Here is a 14,914-nt window from a genome sequence, read left to right as displayed (position 1 = left end):
TACACATTCGACAATACCATAGCGCAAAAAACTAGATCAGCTAGAGGTTACACGGAGCCGCAGGTGCGCCCGGCCTCGATCTGGTCCCTTCCATCTGGAGCAGCTATGCGAGTCGTCATTCTGGGCAGCGGTGTGGTGGGCGTGGCAAGCGCGTATTACCTCGCGCGCGCCGGTCATGAAGTCACGGTGATCGACCGGGAGGCCGGCCCGGCGCTCGAGACGAGCTTCGCGAACGCTGGCCAGATCTCCCCCGGCTACGCCGCGCCGTGGGCCGCCCCCGGCGTGCCGCTGAAGGCCGTCAAATGGATGTTCGAGAAACACGCGCCGCTCGCGATCCGCCTCGACGGCACGCGCTTCCAGCTCCAGTGGATGTACCAGATGCTGCGCAACTGCACAGCCGAGCGCTATGCAGTCAACAAGGGCCGCATGGTTCGCCTCGCCGAATACAGCCGCGACTGCCTGCAGGCGCTGCGCGCCGATACCGGCATCCAGTACGAAGGCCGCACGGGCGGCACGCTGCAACTGTTCCGCACGCAGCAGCAACTCGATGGTGCAGCGAAGGACATCGCCGTCCTTCAGGAGGCGAACGTGCCGTTCGAACTGCTGTCGCCGGCCGACCTGAAGAACGCCGAACCGGCCCTCGCCGCCGTTTCGCACAAGCTGACGGGCGGCCTGCGCCTGCCGGGCGACGAAACGGGCGACTGCCAGCTGTTCACGACGCGCCTCGCGGCACTCGCGGAATCGCTCGGCGTGAAGTTCCGCTACAACACGCCGATCGATGCGCTCGCGATCGCGGGCGGCAAGATCGCCGGCGTGCAATGCGGCAGCGAGACGGTGCGTGCGGACGCGTACGTCGTCGCGCTCGGCTCGTACTCGACCAGCTTCATCTCGAACCTGATGAAGATCCCCGTCTATCCGCTGAAGGGCTATTCGATCACCGCGCCGATCGTCAACGAAGCGGCCGCGCCCGTGTCGACCGTGCTCGACGAAACCTACAAGATCGCGATCACGCGTTTCGACCAGCGCATCCGCGTCGGCGGCATGGCGGAAATCGTCGGCTTCGACAAGAAGCTGCGCGCCGCGCGCCGCGAAACGCTCGAAATGTGCGTGAACGACCTGTTCCCGGGCGGCGGTGATACGTCGAAGGCAACGTTCTGGACGGGCCTGCGCCCGATGACGCCGGACGGCACGCCGATCGTCGGCCGCACGCCGGTGTCGAACCTGTTCCTGAACACCGGCCACGGCACGCTCGGCTGGACGATGTCGTGCGGTTCGGGCCAACTGCTCGCGGACCTGATCTCGGGCAAGATGCCTGCGATCCAGGCTGACGACCTGTCGGTACACCGTTACCTGAAGGACGTGGCAGGCCAGACGCGCCCGGCCTACGCATAAGCCGCTGCCGCCCGCGGCAATGCGGGCCTGCTGGCCGGCATCAAAGAGAAAGGCGCCCCGAGGGGCGCCTTTTTCATGACGTCGAGTGTCCCGCGAAGAATCAGAACTGGTCTTCCGTCAACGCGAGCACGCCCTCGTTGCCCTTGGTGCCGACAATCGACGCTTCGAGCGCGCCTGCCTGCACCAGCACCTGCTCCGCATAGAGCTGCGCGATCGCGATCTTCGCGCCGAAGAACGCCGGGTCGCTCGCGCGGTTCGCCTGCGCGGCCACCAGCGCACGCGCCATCTGCCATCCGCACAGCACCACGCCCGCCAGCTTCAGGTACGGCACGCTGCCCGCGAACACCGCGTTCGGATCCTGCTTCGCGTTCGCCAGCACGTAATCCACCACCGACGACAGCGCCTTCGCGCCCTTCTCCAGTTGCACCTTCATCGACGCGGCCGCCGCACCGTCCAGCTTGCCCAGCGCCGCGACAGTCTCGCCGATTTCGGCGATCAGCGCCTTCGCCACCGCGCCGCCGTCGCGCAGCGTCTTGCGGCCCACCAGGTCGTTCGCCTGGATCGCCGTCGTGCCTTCGTAGATCGCCAGGATCCGCGCATCGCGGTAATACTGCGCCGCGCCGGTTTCCTCGATGAACCCCATCCCACCGTGCACCTGCACGCCCAGGCTCGCCACGTCGTTCACCATCTCCGTGCTCCAGCCCTTCACGACCGGCACCAGATATTCGTAGATTGCCTGATGACGCGCCCGCGTCGCCTCGTCCGAATGGCGGTGGGCAATGTCGCTGTGCGCCGCGGCCACGTACGCCAGCGAGCGCGCACCTTCGGTCAGCGCGCGCATCGTGCCGAGCATCCGGCGCACGTCCGGGTGATGGATGATCGTCACCGACTGCTTGGCCGACCCGTCCACCGGGCGGCTCTGCACGCGTTCCTTCGCGAATTCCGCGGCCTTCTGGTACGCGCGGTCGGCCACGCCGATCCCCTGCATCCCGACGCCGAAGCGCGCCGCGTTCATCATGATGAACATGTATTCGAGGCCGCGGTTTTCTTCGCCGATCAGGTAGCCGATCGCGCCGCCGTTATCGCCATATTGCAGCACCGCCGTCGGGCTCGCCTTGATCCCGAGCTTGTGCTCGATCGACACGCAGTGCACGTCGTTGCGTTCGCCCAGCGAGCCGTCCTCGTTCACCAGGAACTTCGGCACGATGAACAGCGAAATGCCCTTCACGCCTTCCGGCGCGTTCGGCGTGCGTGCCAGCACCAGGTGGACGATGTTGTCCGCCATGTCGTGCTCGCCCCACGTGATGAAGATCTTCGTGCCGAACACCTTGTACGTGCCGTCGCCCTGCGGTTCGGCGCGCGAGCGTACCAGCGCAAGATCCGAGCCCGCCTGCGGCTCGGTCAGGTTCATCGTGCCGGTCCATTCGCCCGAGATCAGCTTCGGCACGTAGCGCTGCTTCTGCTCGTCGGTGCCGGCCGTCAGCAGCGCCTCGATCGCGCCGTCGGTCAGCAGCGGGCACAGCGCGAACGACAGGTTCGACGCGTTCAGCATCTCGATGCACGGCGTCGCGATCAGCTTCGGCAGCCCCTGGCCGTCGTATTCGGACGGATGCTGCAGCCCCTGCCAGCCGCCTTCGACGAACTGGCGGAACGCGTCGCCGAAGCCCGGCGTCGCGGTCACGACACCGTCCTTCCAGCTGCTCGGATTGCGGTCGCCTTCGACGTTCAGCGGCGCCAGCACCTCGCCGCAGAATTTCGCGGACTCGTCGAGCACGGCCTGCGCCGTGTCGTAACCGGCGTCCTCGAAACCCGGCAGTTGCGCAACGGCGTCGATGCCCGCGAGTTCCTTCAGCACGAACAGCATGTCCTTGACGGGGGCGTTATAGCTCATGGTGTGTCTCCCTCTTCTCTCTTCTGTCGATGGCGAAAAAAAGGGGCGCTCGTCGCGCCCCTCTTCTCGTGTGCTTACCGCCTGAGCGTCACACTGCGTCAGCCGAGCTCGTTCACGAGCTCCGGCACGAGCGCGAACAGGTCGCCGACGAGGCCGTAGTCGGCCACGCTGAAGATCGGCGCTTCCGGATCCTTGTTGATCGCGACGATCACCTTCGAATCCTTCATACCAGCCAGATGCTGGATCGCACCCGAGATGCCGACCGCGATGTACAGCTGCGGTGCGACGATCTTGCCGGTCTGGCCGACCTGGTAGTCGTTCGGCACGTAGCCGGCGTCGACTGCCGCGCGCGATGCGCCGAGTGCCGCGCTCAACTTGTCCGCCAGCGGCTCCAGCACCTTCGTGTAGTTCTCGCCGCTGCCCAGACCACGGCCGCCCGACACGATGATCTTCGCGCTGGTAAGTTCCGGACGGTCCAGCTTCGTCACTTCACGGCTCACGAACTGCGACTTGCCTGCATCGGCCGCCGCCTCGATCTTCTCGACCGACGCGCTGCCGCCTTCCGCTGCCACCGGATCGAAACCGGTCGCACGCACCGTGATGACCTTGATCGGGTCGCTCGACTGCACCGTCGCGATCGCGTTGCCCGCGTAGATCGGGCGCTCGAACGTGTCGGCACTGTCAACCGCCGTGATGTCCGAAATCTGCGCGACGTCCAGCTTCGCGGCGATACGCGGCGCGATGTTCTTGCCGTACGCGGTCGCCGGCGCGAGGATGTGCGAGTAGTCCTTCGCGATGTTCAGCGCGGTCGCTTCGACGTTTTCCGCGAGACCTGCTTCGAGTTGTGGCGCGTCGGCCAGCAACACCTTCGATACACCCGCGATCTTTGCTGCCGCGTCGGCTGCGCCTTGCGCATTGTGGCCTGCGACCAGCACGTGAATGTCGCCACCGATCTTCGCTGCCGCCGCCACCGTGTTCAGCGTCGCGGCCTTGATCGACGCGTTGTCGTGTTCTGCAATCACCAGAATCGTCATTTCTTTCCGCTCCCTCTTACAGCACCTTGGCTTCGGTCTTCAGCTTCTCGACCAGCGTCTTCACGTCCGGCACCTTCACGCCGGCTGCGCGCTTCGGCGGCTCGGCCACCTTCAGCGTCTTCAGACGCGGCGCGACGTCCACGCCGAGGTCTTCCGGCTTCACCGTTTCCAGCGGCTTCTTCTTCGCCTTCATGATGTTCGGCAGCGTCACGTAACGCGGCTCGTTCAGGCGCAGGTCGGTCGTCACGACCGCCGGCAGCGTCAGCGACAGCGTTTCCGCGCCGCCGTCGACTTCGCGTGCAACCGTTGCCTTGCCGTCCGCGATCGTCACCTTCGATGCGAACGTCGCTTGCGGGAGACCAGCCAGCGCGGCCAGCATCTGGCCCGTTTGGTTCGAATCGTCGTCGATTGCCTGCTTGCCGAGGATCACCAGTTGCGGCTGCTCCTTGTCGACCAGCGCCTTCAGGATCTTCGCGACGGCCAGCGGCTCGACGCTGTCGTTCGATTCGACGAGGATCGCGCGATCCGCGCCGATCGCCAGAGCCGTGCGCAGCGTTTCCTGCGCTTGCGTCACGCCCACCGACACCGCGATCACTTCGGTCGCGACGCCCGCTTCCTTCAGGCGCACCGCTTCTTCCACCGCGATTTCGTCGAACGGGTTCATCGACATCTTCACGTTCGCGATGTCGACGCCCGTGTTGTCCGACTTCACGCGGACCTTCACGTTGTAATCGACCACTCTTTTCACTGGCACCAGGATTTTCATGCACACGCTCCAAAGTTACGAATACGACCAGAGGCCATTCTATAGCGAGGCCTCATGACTGCGCGGCCAAGCGGACCCAACCATCATGGTTGTCGAGGATACCGCTTCTTGACGACGCGCCAATGATAGCGAACGATCGTTCTATTTTAAAAGAGAAAAAACCCGGACGCAAAGCCCGGGTTTTCGATCATCGACTCTAATCTCTCCGGGCGTCCCGTTGTTCGCCCGTTACCAGGCGGCAATGACCGCTCCGCCGAACTTGCCTTCGATGAACTGCTTCACATCGGCCGAATGATAGGCCGCGATCAGTTTCGCCACCCACGGCTTGTTCCGGTCCGCCTCGCGGATCGCCAGGACGTTCGCGTACGGGCCGCTCGGCCCTTCGATCGCGATCGCGTCCTGTTTCGGTTTCAACCCCGCTTCCATCGCGTAGTTGGTATTGATCGCGGCCGCGTCGACGTCGCCGAGCGAACGCGGAATCTGCGCCGCATCAAGCTCGACGATCTTCAGCTTGCGCGGATTGTCGACGATATCGAGCGGCGTCGCCTTCAGCCCCGCGTCCGCACGCAGCTTCAACAGGCCCTGCTTCTGCAGCAACAGCAACGCACGGCCGCCGTTGGTCGGATCGTTCGGAACCGCGATGCGCGCGCCCGGCTTCAGTTCGGCCAGCGACTTCACGCGCTTCGAATAGATGCCCATCGGGAACGTGACGGTATCCGCGACCTTGATCAGCTTGTAGCCGCGATCCTTCACCTGCGCCTGCAGATACGGGTCGTGCTGGTAGCTGTTCGCATCGAGGTCGCCCGACGCAAGCGCGGCGTTCGGCTGCACGTAATCGGAGAATTCGACGATGCGGATGTCGAGGCCGCTCTTCGCCGCGACCTTCTTCACCGCCTCCATGATCTGCGCGTGCGGCCCACCCGTCACGCCCACCTTGATGGTTTCGGCCTGTGCGTGCGCACCCGCAAACAGTGCGGCTGCGCCGAGTGCCACCGCGAACTTCAGCATGAAGCGTCGTTGCATCGTCTCTCTCCTAACGGATCCATTTCGTCTTATTTGTGGCTCAGCCGGCGGACGAGCCAGTCGCCGAACGACTGCACGATCTGCACGAATACGATCAGGATCGCGACGACCGTCCACATCACTTCCGGCAGATAGCGCTGGTAGCCATAGCGGATCCCGAGATCGCCGAGCCCGCCGCCGCCGATCGCGCCCGCCATCGCCGAATAGCCGACCAGCGACACGAACGTGATCGTCAGACCCGCGACGACGCCCGGCAGCGATTCGGGCAACAGCACCTTGAAGACGATCTGCGACGTGGTCGCGCCCATCGATTGCGCGGCCTCGATCAGCCCGCGGTCGACTTCGCGCAGCGCCGTCTCGACGAGACGCGCGATGAACGGCGCGGCCGCGAGCGTCAGCGGCACGACCGCCGCGGCCGTGCCGATCGACGAACCCGTGACGAGTCGCGTAAACGGAATCACCGCGACCAGCAGGATGATGAACGGCGTCGAGCGGACGGCATTCACGATGCCGCCGAGCACACGATTCACCGCGAGGTTCTGCAGCACGCCCTGGCGGTCGGTCAGGTAGAGCAGCACGCCGAGCGGCAGGCCGACGAGCGCGCCGACCGCCCCGGAGATGCCGACCATGATCAGCGTCTCCCAGAACGACTGCACGAACATATCGAACATCTCACTCAACATACGAAAGCTCCTCTACCACTACACCTTGTTCGCGCAGGAACGCGAGCGCCTGCCCGACCTTGCCCGGCTCGCCGCCCGCGAGCACCGCGAGCGAACCGAATGCCTGCCCCTGGATCTCGTCGATCTGGCCATGCAGGATGTTGAAATCGAGTTCGTACCGACGAATCGTTTCCGACAGGATCGGCTGGTCGACACCCGAGCCCGTAAACGCCAGCCGCAGCAGATGCCCGCTGCCGGTCTTCAGCCGCTCGGCCACGCGCGCCTTCAGCGCGGGCGGCAACTCCTGCGCGATCACGTCGCCGATCAGCGCGCGTGTCACTTCGTGATGCGGCTGCAGGAACACGTCGATCACGCGGCCTTCCTCGACCACGCGCCCCGCATCGAGCACCGCGACGCGATCGCACACCTGCTTGATCACTTCCATCTGGTGCGTGATCAGCACGATCGTCAGGCCGAGTTCGCGGTTGATGCGCTTCAGCAGGTCGAGGATCGAGCGCGTGGTCTCGGGATCGAGCGCGGACGTCGCTTCGTCCGACAGCAGCACCTTCGGCTGGCTCGCGAGCGCGCGTGCGATGCCGACGCGCTGCTTCTGCCCGCCGCTGATCTGCGACGGATAGCGATCCTTCTGCGCGGACAGCCCGACGAGGTCGAGCAGCGGCAGCACCGCGGCCTCGATGTCGGCACGGCTTGCGCCGGCCAGCTCGAGCGGCAGCGCGACGTTGTCGAACACCGTGCGCGACGACAGCAGGTTGAAGTGCTGGAAGATCATGCCGATCTCGCGTCGCGCCTCGCGCAGCGCGCCAGCCGACAGCAGCGTGAGATCGAGCCCGCCGACGACGACATTGCCTTCGGTCGGCCGCGTGAGCAGGTTGATGGTGCGCACGAGCGTGCTCTTGCCGGCGCCGCTTCGGCCGATGATGCCGAACACCTCGCCCTGCGAAATCGTCAGGTTGATGTTGCGCAGCGCCTCGACCCAGCCGCCCGGCCCGGGAAATCGCTGCGAAAGATTGCGTAATTCGATCATGTAAACAAAACGGCGGCCGGCCGGCGAGTTGGCCCGCCAGTCGGCCGCCGATGCATCTGGAATAACCGTCGATTTTACCGCAAACCCCTCATTCCCCTTAATAATCGATTTCGATCTTTTCATAACCGCACGAAATTAGAGGGACGCCGCTGGCGCGCCACGACGATGCCGCGACTATGATCCGGAACACCGACCAACCGACAGGGGACACGCCAGATGACCGCCACCACCACGCCGGCCGCCGCACCTGCCACCGCCGGACCGGCGCCATCGTCCCCACCCGCGCCGACGATGGGCCGCCTGCGTACCGCCGACGGGCTCGAACTGGCGTCGTACCGCTGGCCGGCTGGCGACGGCACCGAGCCGCCGCGTGCGACGATCGCGCTCGTACATGGCCTTGCCGAACATGCGGGTCGCTATGCCGCGCTCGCCGGCCGGCTGAATGCGGCCGGCATCGAGGTGCTCGCGATCGACCTGCGCGGGCACGGCCAGTCACCCGGCAAGCGCGCCTGGGTCGAGCGCTTCGACGGCTACCTGAACGATGCGGATGCGCTGGTCGCCGAAGCCGCACGCGGCAATTCGCCGCTGTTCCTGATGGGGCACAGCATGGGCGGGGCGGTCGCGGCGCTGTACGCGATCGAACGCGCGCCGGCACGCGGCCACGCGCTGGCCGGCCTCGTGCTGTCGAGTCCGGCGCTCGCGCCGGGACGTGACGTGCCGCGCTGGATGCTTGCTGTGAGCCGCGTCATCAGCCGCATATGGCCGACCTTCCCCGCAATCAGGATCGATGCCGCGCTGCTGTCGCGCGATCCGGCCATCGTCGCAGCCAATCGCGCCGATCCGCTCGTCCATCATGGCCCGGTGCCCGCGCGCACCGGCGCGGAGATTCTCGACGCAATGGCACGCATCGAAAGCGGTCGCGGCGGGCTGCGCGTTCCGGTGCTCGTCTATCACGGCACCGAGGACAAGCTGACCGAACCCGACGGCAGCCGTGCGTTCGGTGCGTGCGTCGGCTCGCCCGATCGCACGCTGACGCTGTACGAAGGCGGCTTTCACGAAACGATGAACGATCTCGAACGCGATCGCGTGATCGACGCGCTGATCGCGTGGATTCATGCGCGCGTGCCGGCGCGCTGAGCGCGCCCGGCCCGGCCGGTCACGCGATCGTCAGATGCCGGCCAGTACGCGCAGGTGCGCGACGACGCTGCGCCCGAGCGCGGACAGGTTGTAGCCGCCTTCGAGGCAGCTCACGATGCGCCCCTGCGCATGCCGGCGCGCCACCTCGACGATCTGCGCGGTCAACCATTCGAAATCGGCTTCGACGAGGCCGAGATTGCCGATGTCGTCCTCGCGATGCGCATCGAAACCCGCGGACACGAACAGCATCTGCGGCTTGAACGCATCGAGGCGCGGCAGCCAGAACATGTCGACGGCTTCGCGGATCGCCATCCCGTTGCTGCGCGCGGGCATCGGCAGGTTGACCATGTTCGGCGCCTGGTGATCGACGCCCGAGAACGGGTACAGCGGATGCTGGAAGAAGCTGCACATCAGCACCCGCTCGTCGTTCGCGAACGCCGCCTCGGTGCCGTTGCCGTGATGCACGTCGAAATCGATGATCGCGACACGCTCCAGACCGTGTACGTCGAGCGCATGTCGCGCGGCGATCGCGACGTTGTTGAAGAAGCAGAAACCCATCGCACGCGCAGGCTCCGCATGGTGGCCGGGCGGACGCACGCCACAGAACGCATTCGCATAGCGGCCTTCGATCACCGCGTCGGTCGCCGCGATCGCGGCGCCGGCCGCACGCAGCGCCGCGCGCCACGTATCGCGGTTCATCAGCGTATCGGGATCGATCTCGACGTAGCCGTCGACCGGCGTCATGCTCCGGATGTAGTCGATGTGCGCCTGCGTATGCACCCGGCCCAGCGCCACCTCGCTCGCGAATGGCGCGGTTTCGTGCACGATCAGATCGTCGATGCGGCTCGCGATCAGTTGATCCTGGATCGCCGACAGGCGGGCCGGACATTCCGGATGCCATTCCCCCATCTCGTGCAGCATGCAGTCGGGGTGCGTATAGAAAGCGGTTGCCATAAGCTGTCATCCGCGGCGCACGGTGCGCCGCAGGTCTCCATCAATGATGTCCATCGTCGGCCGCGAATTCGCCGCTAACTTACCACAACGGGGGCCTGCCACGCCCCGGCGCGCCGGATCCGTCGGGTATACTGCGCCGAACCCAATCGCCCTGTCCGCCCGCTTCGACATGAATTCCAGCAAGCCTGCCGCCCTTCTCTCCGCGCTGTTCCGTGTTCGCGTTCCGCTCGTCGCGGCCGCTGTCGTCGCGGCCCTCGGCACCGCGCCCGCCGGCGCGCAGACGCAACCCGCGAAGCCCGCGGGCACGCTCGTCGCACAGGCCCAGCCGCAACAGCCGACGCCGCAAGGCCAGACCTTCGAAGAGGAAATCGTTCCGCAGCGTTACGCGAACAACGCGAAGGTCGACGCGTTCATCGACGAGATGGTCAGCCGCAACGGCTTCGACTCCGCGAGCCTGCATGCGCTGTTCTCGCGCATCAGCTATTCGGCGACAGCGGTCAAGCTCGTGAAACCGGCCCCGTCGCCGACGGTCAAGAACTGGCGCGTCTATCGCTCGCGCTTCATCGAGCCGATCCGCATCAACGCGGGCGTGAAATTCTGGAAGGCGAACCAGGCAACGCTGCAGCGTGCATCCGAGCAATTCGGCGTGCCGCCCGAGGTGATCGTCGGCATCATCGGTGTCGAGACGATCTACGGCCGCTACATGGGCAATTTCCGCGTGCTCGACGCGCTGACGACGCTCACGTTCGACTATCCGGACACGCCGAATCGTGACAGCCGCCAGGCGACGTTCCGCAAGAACCTCGAGGATTTCCTGGTCTGGACCCGCGACAACCAGCTCGACCCGACCACCGTGCTCGGTTCGTATACGGGCGCGATCGGGATTCCGCAGTTCCTGCCGAGCAGCATCCGAGAATATGCGGTCGACTTCGACGGCACGGGCCATGTCGACCTGCGCAGCAGTCCTGTCGATGCGATCGGCAGCGTCGCGAACTACCTGAAGCAGCACGGCTGGGAAACCGACCGACCGGTGGTCTGGCAGATCACGCCCGACACGGGCAGCCTGGGGATCGCACAGGCCGCCGCCGACGGCCAGCCCGAACCGCACTGGGCACTGTCGCAACTGCTGCGCGCGGGCATGACGCTGAACGAGCCGACGGTCAACATCACGACCGAAGCCGGCACGCCCGTGACGGTGGTCGACCTGCCGTCGCCGGGCCGCGCGACCGAATACATGCTCGGGCTCAAGAATTTCTACGTGCTGACGCGCTACAACCGCAGCTTCTTCTACGCGCTTACCGTGTACCAGCTTGGCGAGGCTGTAAAGGCGCAGATGGAAGCGAGCGGCGCACTTCAGCCGAATACCACCGATACACAGTCGCAGTAAGCACCGCCCGCCCAATGAAAAAGCGCCGCACAAGCGGCGCTTTCTTTTCGTACACGCGCGGCGCGCATCTGCCCGCGTTCAGGCAGGAAACACGCCCGTCGACAGGTAGCGGTCGCCGCGATCGCAGACGATGAACACGATCGTCGCATTCTCGACCTGACGCGCGATGCGCATCGCGACTTCGCATGCGCCGCCCGACGAAATGCCCGCGAAGATGCCTTCGACGGCCGCGAGGCGGCGCGCCATGGTTTCCGACGCAGCCTGGCTCACGCTCTCGACGCGGTCGACACGGCTGCGATCGAAGATCGTCGGCATATAGGCTTCCGGCCACTTGCGGATGCCCGGAATGCGCGAACCGTCTTCCGGCTGCGCACCGACGATCTCGATCACCGGATTTTGCTCCTTCAGATAGCGCGACGTGCCCATGATCGTGCCCGTCGTGCCCATTGCCGACACGAAGTGCGTGACGCGCCCTTCGGTATCGCGCCAGATTTCCGGGCCCGTCGCTTCATAGTGCGCAATCGGATTGTCGGGGTTCGCGAACTGGTCGAGGATCACGCCCTTGCCTTCGCGCTGCATCTCGTCCGCGAGATCACGTGCCAGTTCCATCCCGCCCTTCACCGGCGTCAGGATGATTTCGGCACCGTAGGCGGCCATGCTCTGGCGGCGCTCGACCGACAGGTCCTCCGGCATGATCAGCACCATCTTGTAGCCGCGGATCGCCGCTGCCATCGCGAGTGCGATACCGGTGTTGCCGCTGGTCGCCTCGATCAGCGTGTCGCCCGGCTTGATGCGCCCGCGCGCCTCGGCCTTGCTGATCATCGACAGCGCCGGGCGATCCTTCACGGAACCGGCCGGATTGTTGCCTTCGAGCTTCGCGAGCACCACGTTGTTGCGCGCGCGAATCTCGTCGTCCGGCAAGCGGACCAGTTGGACGAGCGGCGTATTGCCGATCGTGTCTTCGATAGTTTTGTAAGCCATGGATATACCGTGAGTACGAGGCCGATCAATCGATCGATTGTAAACCAGCACCGCTGCTCGCGCCGGCAACCCCATTGCGGCGATGGAATACGCATGCCGTGCAACGCGTGGACGCCGCATGCGCCGTGCCCACGCAAAAAACCCGCGGCATGCCGCGGGAAGCCGTCGCAACGACGGCGACTGAAGGAGCTTGTTGTCGGCTGCGCGCGACGCGTTACTTCTGCGTGGTGGTGCGGGCAGGTGCGGCCGCAGGCTTGCCGGCGGCCGGCTTGCCCGTGGCCGGCTGCGCGGCACCCGTGCCGGCCGCACCGATCGTCAGGCCTTCCTGCTGAAGCCGCTCGACGGTATGGCCGCCCATGCCTTTCACGCGTGCGGCGAGATCCTCCGCATTCCTGAACGGACCGCGTGCGCCTCGTTCGTCGAGAATCGCCTTTGCCCGCGCCGGGCCGATACCCTTGATGCCGACGAGCGCATCCTCGTTGGCGGTGTTGACGTCGACGGCCGCCCAGGCCGAGGCAATCGTGCCGAGCATTGCCGCTGCGGCCAACCATTTTCTGATCATGTGCTGGATCTCCGATGAATACGGCCGGCGGCTGCCGACCGTGAGACCCAGTCTATCGATGCAACGCTTCCGTTTAAACCTGGCCGGATAGCCAACGCACGTAGCGGTCGACGCCTTCCTGCACGGTCAGGAACGGCGCGTCGTAACCGGCCGCGCGCAGTTTCGTCTGGTCGGCCTGCGTGAAGCACTGGTACTTGCCGCGCAGCGCATCGGGGAACGGCACGTATTCGATCAGCCCTTGCTCGACCTGCTGTGCAAGCGTCAGCGGCGGCAGGTTGTCGAGCGCGCGCAACGTATTCACGACCGTCGACGCGATATCGTTGAACGGCTGCGCACGGCCGGTTCCGAGGTTGAAGATGCCCGACTTCTCCGGATGATCGAAGAAGAACAGGTTCACCTTGGTCACGTCCTCGATCGACACGAAGTCGCGCGTCTGCTCGCCCGGTGCATAGCCGTTGTACTCGCCGAACAGCTTCACCTTGCCTTCCGCACGGAACTGGTTGAAGTTGTGGAACGCGACCGACGCCATGCGGCCCTTGTGCGTCTCGCGCGGGCCGTACACGTTGAAATAGCGGAAGCCAGCGATCTGGCTCTGCGCGGTCGGCAGCACACGACGGACCACCTGGTCGAACAGGAACTTCGAATAGCCGTAGACATTCAGCGGCGCCTCGACGTCGCGCTCCTCGACGAATCGCGTCGAGCCGCCGTAGGTCGCCGCCGACGACGCGTACAGGAACTGCGTGCCCTGTGCGAGGCAGGTGTCGAGCAACGCGCGGCTGTAGCGGAAGTTGTTGTCCATCATGTAGCGGCCGTCGGTTTCCATCGTGTCCGAGCACGCACCTTCGTGGAACACCGCGCGCACCTTGCCGAAATCGCCGCGCGCGAAACGTTCGACGAATTCCGACTTGTCCAGATAGTCGTCGATCTCGCAATCGACGAGATTCCGGAACTTGTCCGCGCGCGTCAGGTTGTCGACCGCGATGATGCGCGTCTCGCCGCGCTCGTTGAGCGCCTTGACGATGTTTGCGCCGATAAAACCGGCTGCGCCGGTGACGATGAGGGTCATGATCGTCCTGCCTGAAAAGTGCGAGCCATGCGTGCGGCGCGCTCATCGCGCCGCCGCATGCGCTCAATGAAACAGTTCGTCGTAGTCCACCGTGGCCGTGCCGAGCTTGCCGACCACGATGCCTGCCGCGCGATTCGCGAGCACGACGGCGTCGACGAGCGGCACGCCTGCGCCGAGCATCGTCGCGACCGTCGCGATCACGGTATCGCCCGCGCCCGACACGTCGAACACCTCGCGCGCGAGCGCCGGTGCGTGCAGTTCGCCGGTGGCGGAAAACAGCGTCATGCCTTCTTCCGAACGCGTGAGCAGCAGCGCGTCGATGTCGAGTTCCGCGCGCAGCTTCGCGACACGTGCGCGCAGATCGTCTTCCGATTTCCACTGCCCGACCACTTCGCGCAATTCCGCGCGATTCGGCGTGATCAGCGACGCACCGCGATAGCGCGCCCAGTCGTCGCCCTTCGGGTCGACGAGGACGGACTTGCCGGCCGCGCGCGCCTTCTCGATCATCGTCGTGACGTGCGTCAGGCCGCCTTTCGCGTAATCCGACATCAGCACGACGTCGTGCTGCGGCAGCAGCGCATCGAAGCGCGCGAGCCCCGCGAGCAGCACCTCGTGCGTCGGCATGGCCTCGAAGTCGACGCGCAGCAGTTGCTGCTGGCGCGCGAGCACGCGCAGCTTGATCGTGGTCGGCAGCGCCGGGTCGCGCTCGAGATGCGGCGTCACGCCGCTGCTGCCGAGCAGTTCGACGATGCGCTCGCCGGGTTCGTCGCACCCGACGACGCACAGCAACCCGGCCTGGCCGCCGAGCGTCACGGCGTTGCGCGCGACGTTGGCCGCACCGCCGAGCCGCTCTTCCTGGCGCTGCACGTGCACGACCGGCACGGGCGCCTCGGGCGAAATGCGGTCGACGTTGCCGAACCAGTAACGGTCGAGCATCACGTCGCCGACGACAAGCACGCGCGAGCGCGCGAGTTGCGCACGCGGCACCGGAACGACCTCGCGGAGAGTATTCAT

The 14,914-nt window shown here is 65.7% G+C and carries 14 protein-coding genes; 3 read left to right on the top strand and 11 right to left on the bottom strand.

Going from position 1 to position 14,914, the window contains the following annotated elements; genetic code table 11:
* Positions 1 to 105: 105 nt before the first annotated feature.
* Positions 106 to 1,392: a D-amino acid dehydrogenase gene (locus tag E9536_RS12425; RefSeq protein ID WP_027788049.1), complete on the top strand. Its 1,287-nt coding sequence runs from the start codon at positions 106 to 108 to the stop codon at positions 1,390 to 1,392.
* Between the two features lie 100 nt (positions 1,393 to 1,492).
* On the opposite strand, the gene E9536_RS12420 is transcribed toward E9536_RS12425, so the two are convergent.
* From E9536_RS12420 to E9536_RS12395, 6 genes are all read right to left on the bottom strand, one after another.
* The gene (locus tag E9536_RS12420; RefSeq protein ID WP_136469924.1) at positions 1,493 to 3,283 is read right to left on the bottom strand and encodes an acyl-CoA dehydrogenase; all 1,791 of its coding nucleotides are present in this window, start codon (positions 3,281 to 3,283) and stop codon (positions 1,493 to 1,495) included.
* A 98-nt stretch (positions 3,284 to 3,381) separates the two neighbouring features.
* Positions 3,382 to 4,317, bottom strand: a complete 936-nt coding sequence (locus E9536_RS12415) for an electron transfer flavoprotein subunit alpha/FixB family protein (RefSeq protein ID WP_027788051.1) — start codon at positions 4,315 to 4,317, stop codon at positions 3,382 to 3,384.
* Positions 4,318 to 4,333: 16 nt separating this feature from the next.
* Positions 4,334 to 5,083, bottom strand: coding sequence for an electron transfer flavoprotein subunit beta/FixA family protein (locus E9536_RS12410; protein ID WP_021157446.1), 750 nt, complete (start codon positions 5,081 to 5,083; stop codon positions 4,334 to 4,336).
* 228 nt (positions 5,084 to 5,311) lie between these two features.
* Complete coding sequence (locus E9536_RS12405) at positions 5,312 to 6,106, bottom strand: MetQ/NlpA family ABC transporter substrate-binding protein (RefSeq protein WP_027788052.1); 795 nt, start codon at positions 6,104 to 6,106, stop codon at positions 5,312 to 5,314.
* Positions 6,107 to 6,135: 29 nt separating this feature from the next.
* Complete coding sequence (locus E9536_RS12400) at positions 6,136 to 6,789, bottom strand: methionine ABC transporter permease (protein WP_006486982.1); 654 nt, start codon at positions 6,787 to 6,789, stop codon at positions 6,136 to 6,138.
* Positions 6,779 to 7,813 carry a methionine ABC transporter ATP-binding protein gene (locus E9536_RS12395; protein ID WP_136469923.1) on the bottom strand — a complete coding sequence of 345 codons (1,035 nt, stop codon included), beginning with the start codon at positions 7,811 to 7,813 and terminating at the stop codon, positions 6,779 to 6,781. Before E9536_RS12395 ends, E9536_RS12400 begins: the two co-directional genes overlap by 11 nt.
* A 216-nt stretch (positions 7,814 to 8,029) precedes the next feature.
* On the opposite strand from E9536_RS12395, the gene E9536_RS12390 reads away from it, so the two are divergent.
* Positions 8,030 to 8,950: an alpha/beta hydrolase gene (locus tag E9536_RS12390; RefSeq protein WP_136469922.1), complete on the top strand. Its 921-nt coding sequence runs from the start codon at positions 8,030 to 8,032 to the stop codon at positions 8,948 to 8,950.
* Between the two features lie 30 nt (positions 8,951 to 8,980).
* Here E9536_RS12390 and E9536_RS12385 read toward each other — a convergent pair whose 3' ends face one another.
* A complete protein-coding gene (locus E9536_RS12385; RefSeq protein ID WP_021157450.1) occupies positions 8,981 to 9,904 on the bottom strand; it encodes a histone deacetylase family protein in 924 nt (307 codons plus the stop codon).
* 43 nt (positions 9,905 to 9,947) lie between these two features.
* On the opposite strand from E9536_RS12385, the gene mltB reads away from it, so the two are divergent.
* Positions 9,948 to 11,291, top strand: a complete 1,344-nt coding sequence (mltB, locus tag E9536_RS12380; protein WP_168799524.1) for a lytic murein transglycosylase B — start codon at positions 9,948 to 9,950, stop codon at positions 11,289 to 11,291.
* Between the two features lie 78 nt (positions 11,292 to 11,369).
* On the opposite strand, the gene cysM is transcribed toward mltB, so the two are convergent.
* The 4 genes from cysM to rfaE1 all read right to left on the bottom strand — a co-directional run bounded on the left by cysM (position 11,370) and on the right by rfaE1 (position 14,914).
* Positions 11,370 to 12,272, bottom strand: coding sequence for a cysteine synthase CysM (gene cysM, locus E9536_RS12375; RefSeq protein ID WP_136469921.1), 903 nt, complete (start codon positions 12,270 to 12,272; stop codon positions 11,370 to 11,372).
* Positions 12,273 to 12,486: 214 nt separating this feature from the next.
* A complete protein-coding gene (locus tag E9536_RS12370; RefSeq protein ID WP_060083941.1) occupies positions 12,487 to 12,834 on the bottom strand; it encodes a helix-hairpin-helix domain-containing protein in 348 nt (115 codons plus the stop codon).
* A gap of 73 nt (positions 12,835 to 12,907) precedes the next feature.
* Positions 12,908 to 13,900, bottom strand: a complete 993-nt coding sequence (gene rfaD, locus E9536_RS12365) for an ADP-glyceromanno-heptose 6-epimerase (protein ID WP_027788057.1) — start codon at positions 13,898 to 13,900, stop codon at positions 12,908 to 12,910.
* Positions 13,901 to 13,963: 63 nt separating this feature from the next.
* Positions 13,964 to 14,914 carry a D-glycero-beta-D-manno-heptose-7-phosphate kinase gene (gene rfaE1, locus E9536_RS12360; RefSeq protein WP_051363294.1) on the bottom strand — a complete coding sequence of 317 codons (951 nt, stop codon included), beginning with the start codon at positions 14,912 to 14,914 and terminating at the stop codon, positions 13,964 to 13,966.

Origin of the sequence: Burkholderia sp. LS-044 (assembly GCF_004803625.1) — a bacterium.
GTDB classification, from domain to species: domain Bacteria; phylum Pseudomonadota; class Gammaproteobacteria; order Burkholderiales; family Burkholderiaceae; genus Burkholderia; species Burkholderia cepacia.
Note: the sequence above shows the minus strand (reverse complement) of the source record. Positions and strands in the feature narration are given on the sequence as shown.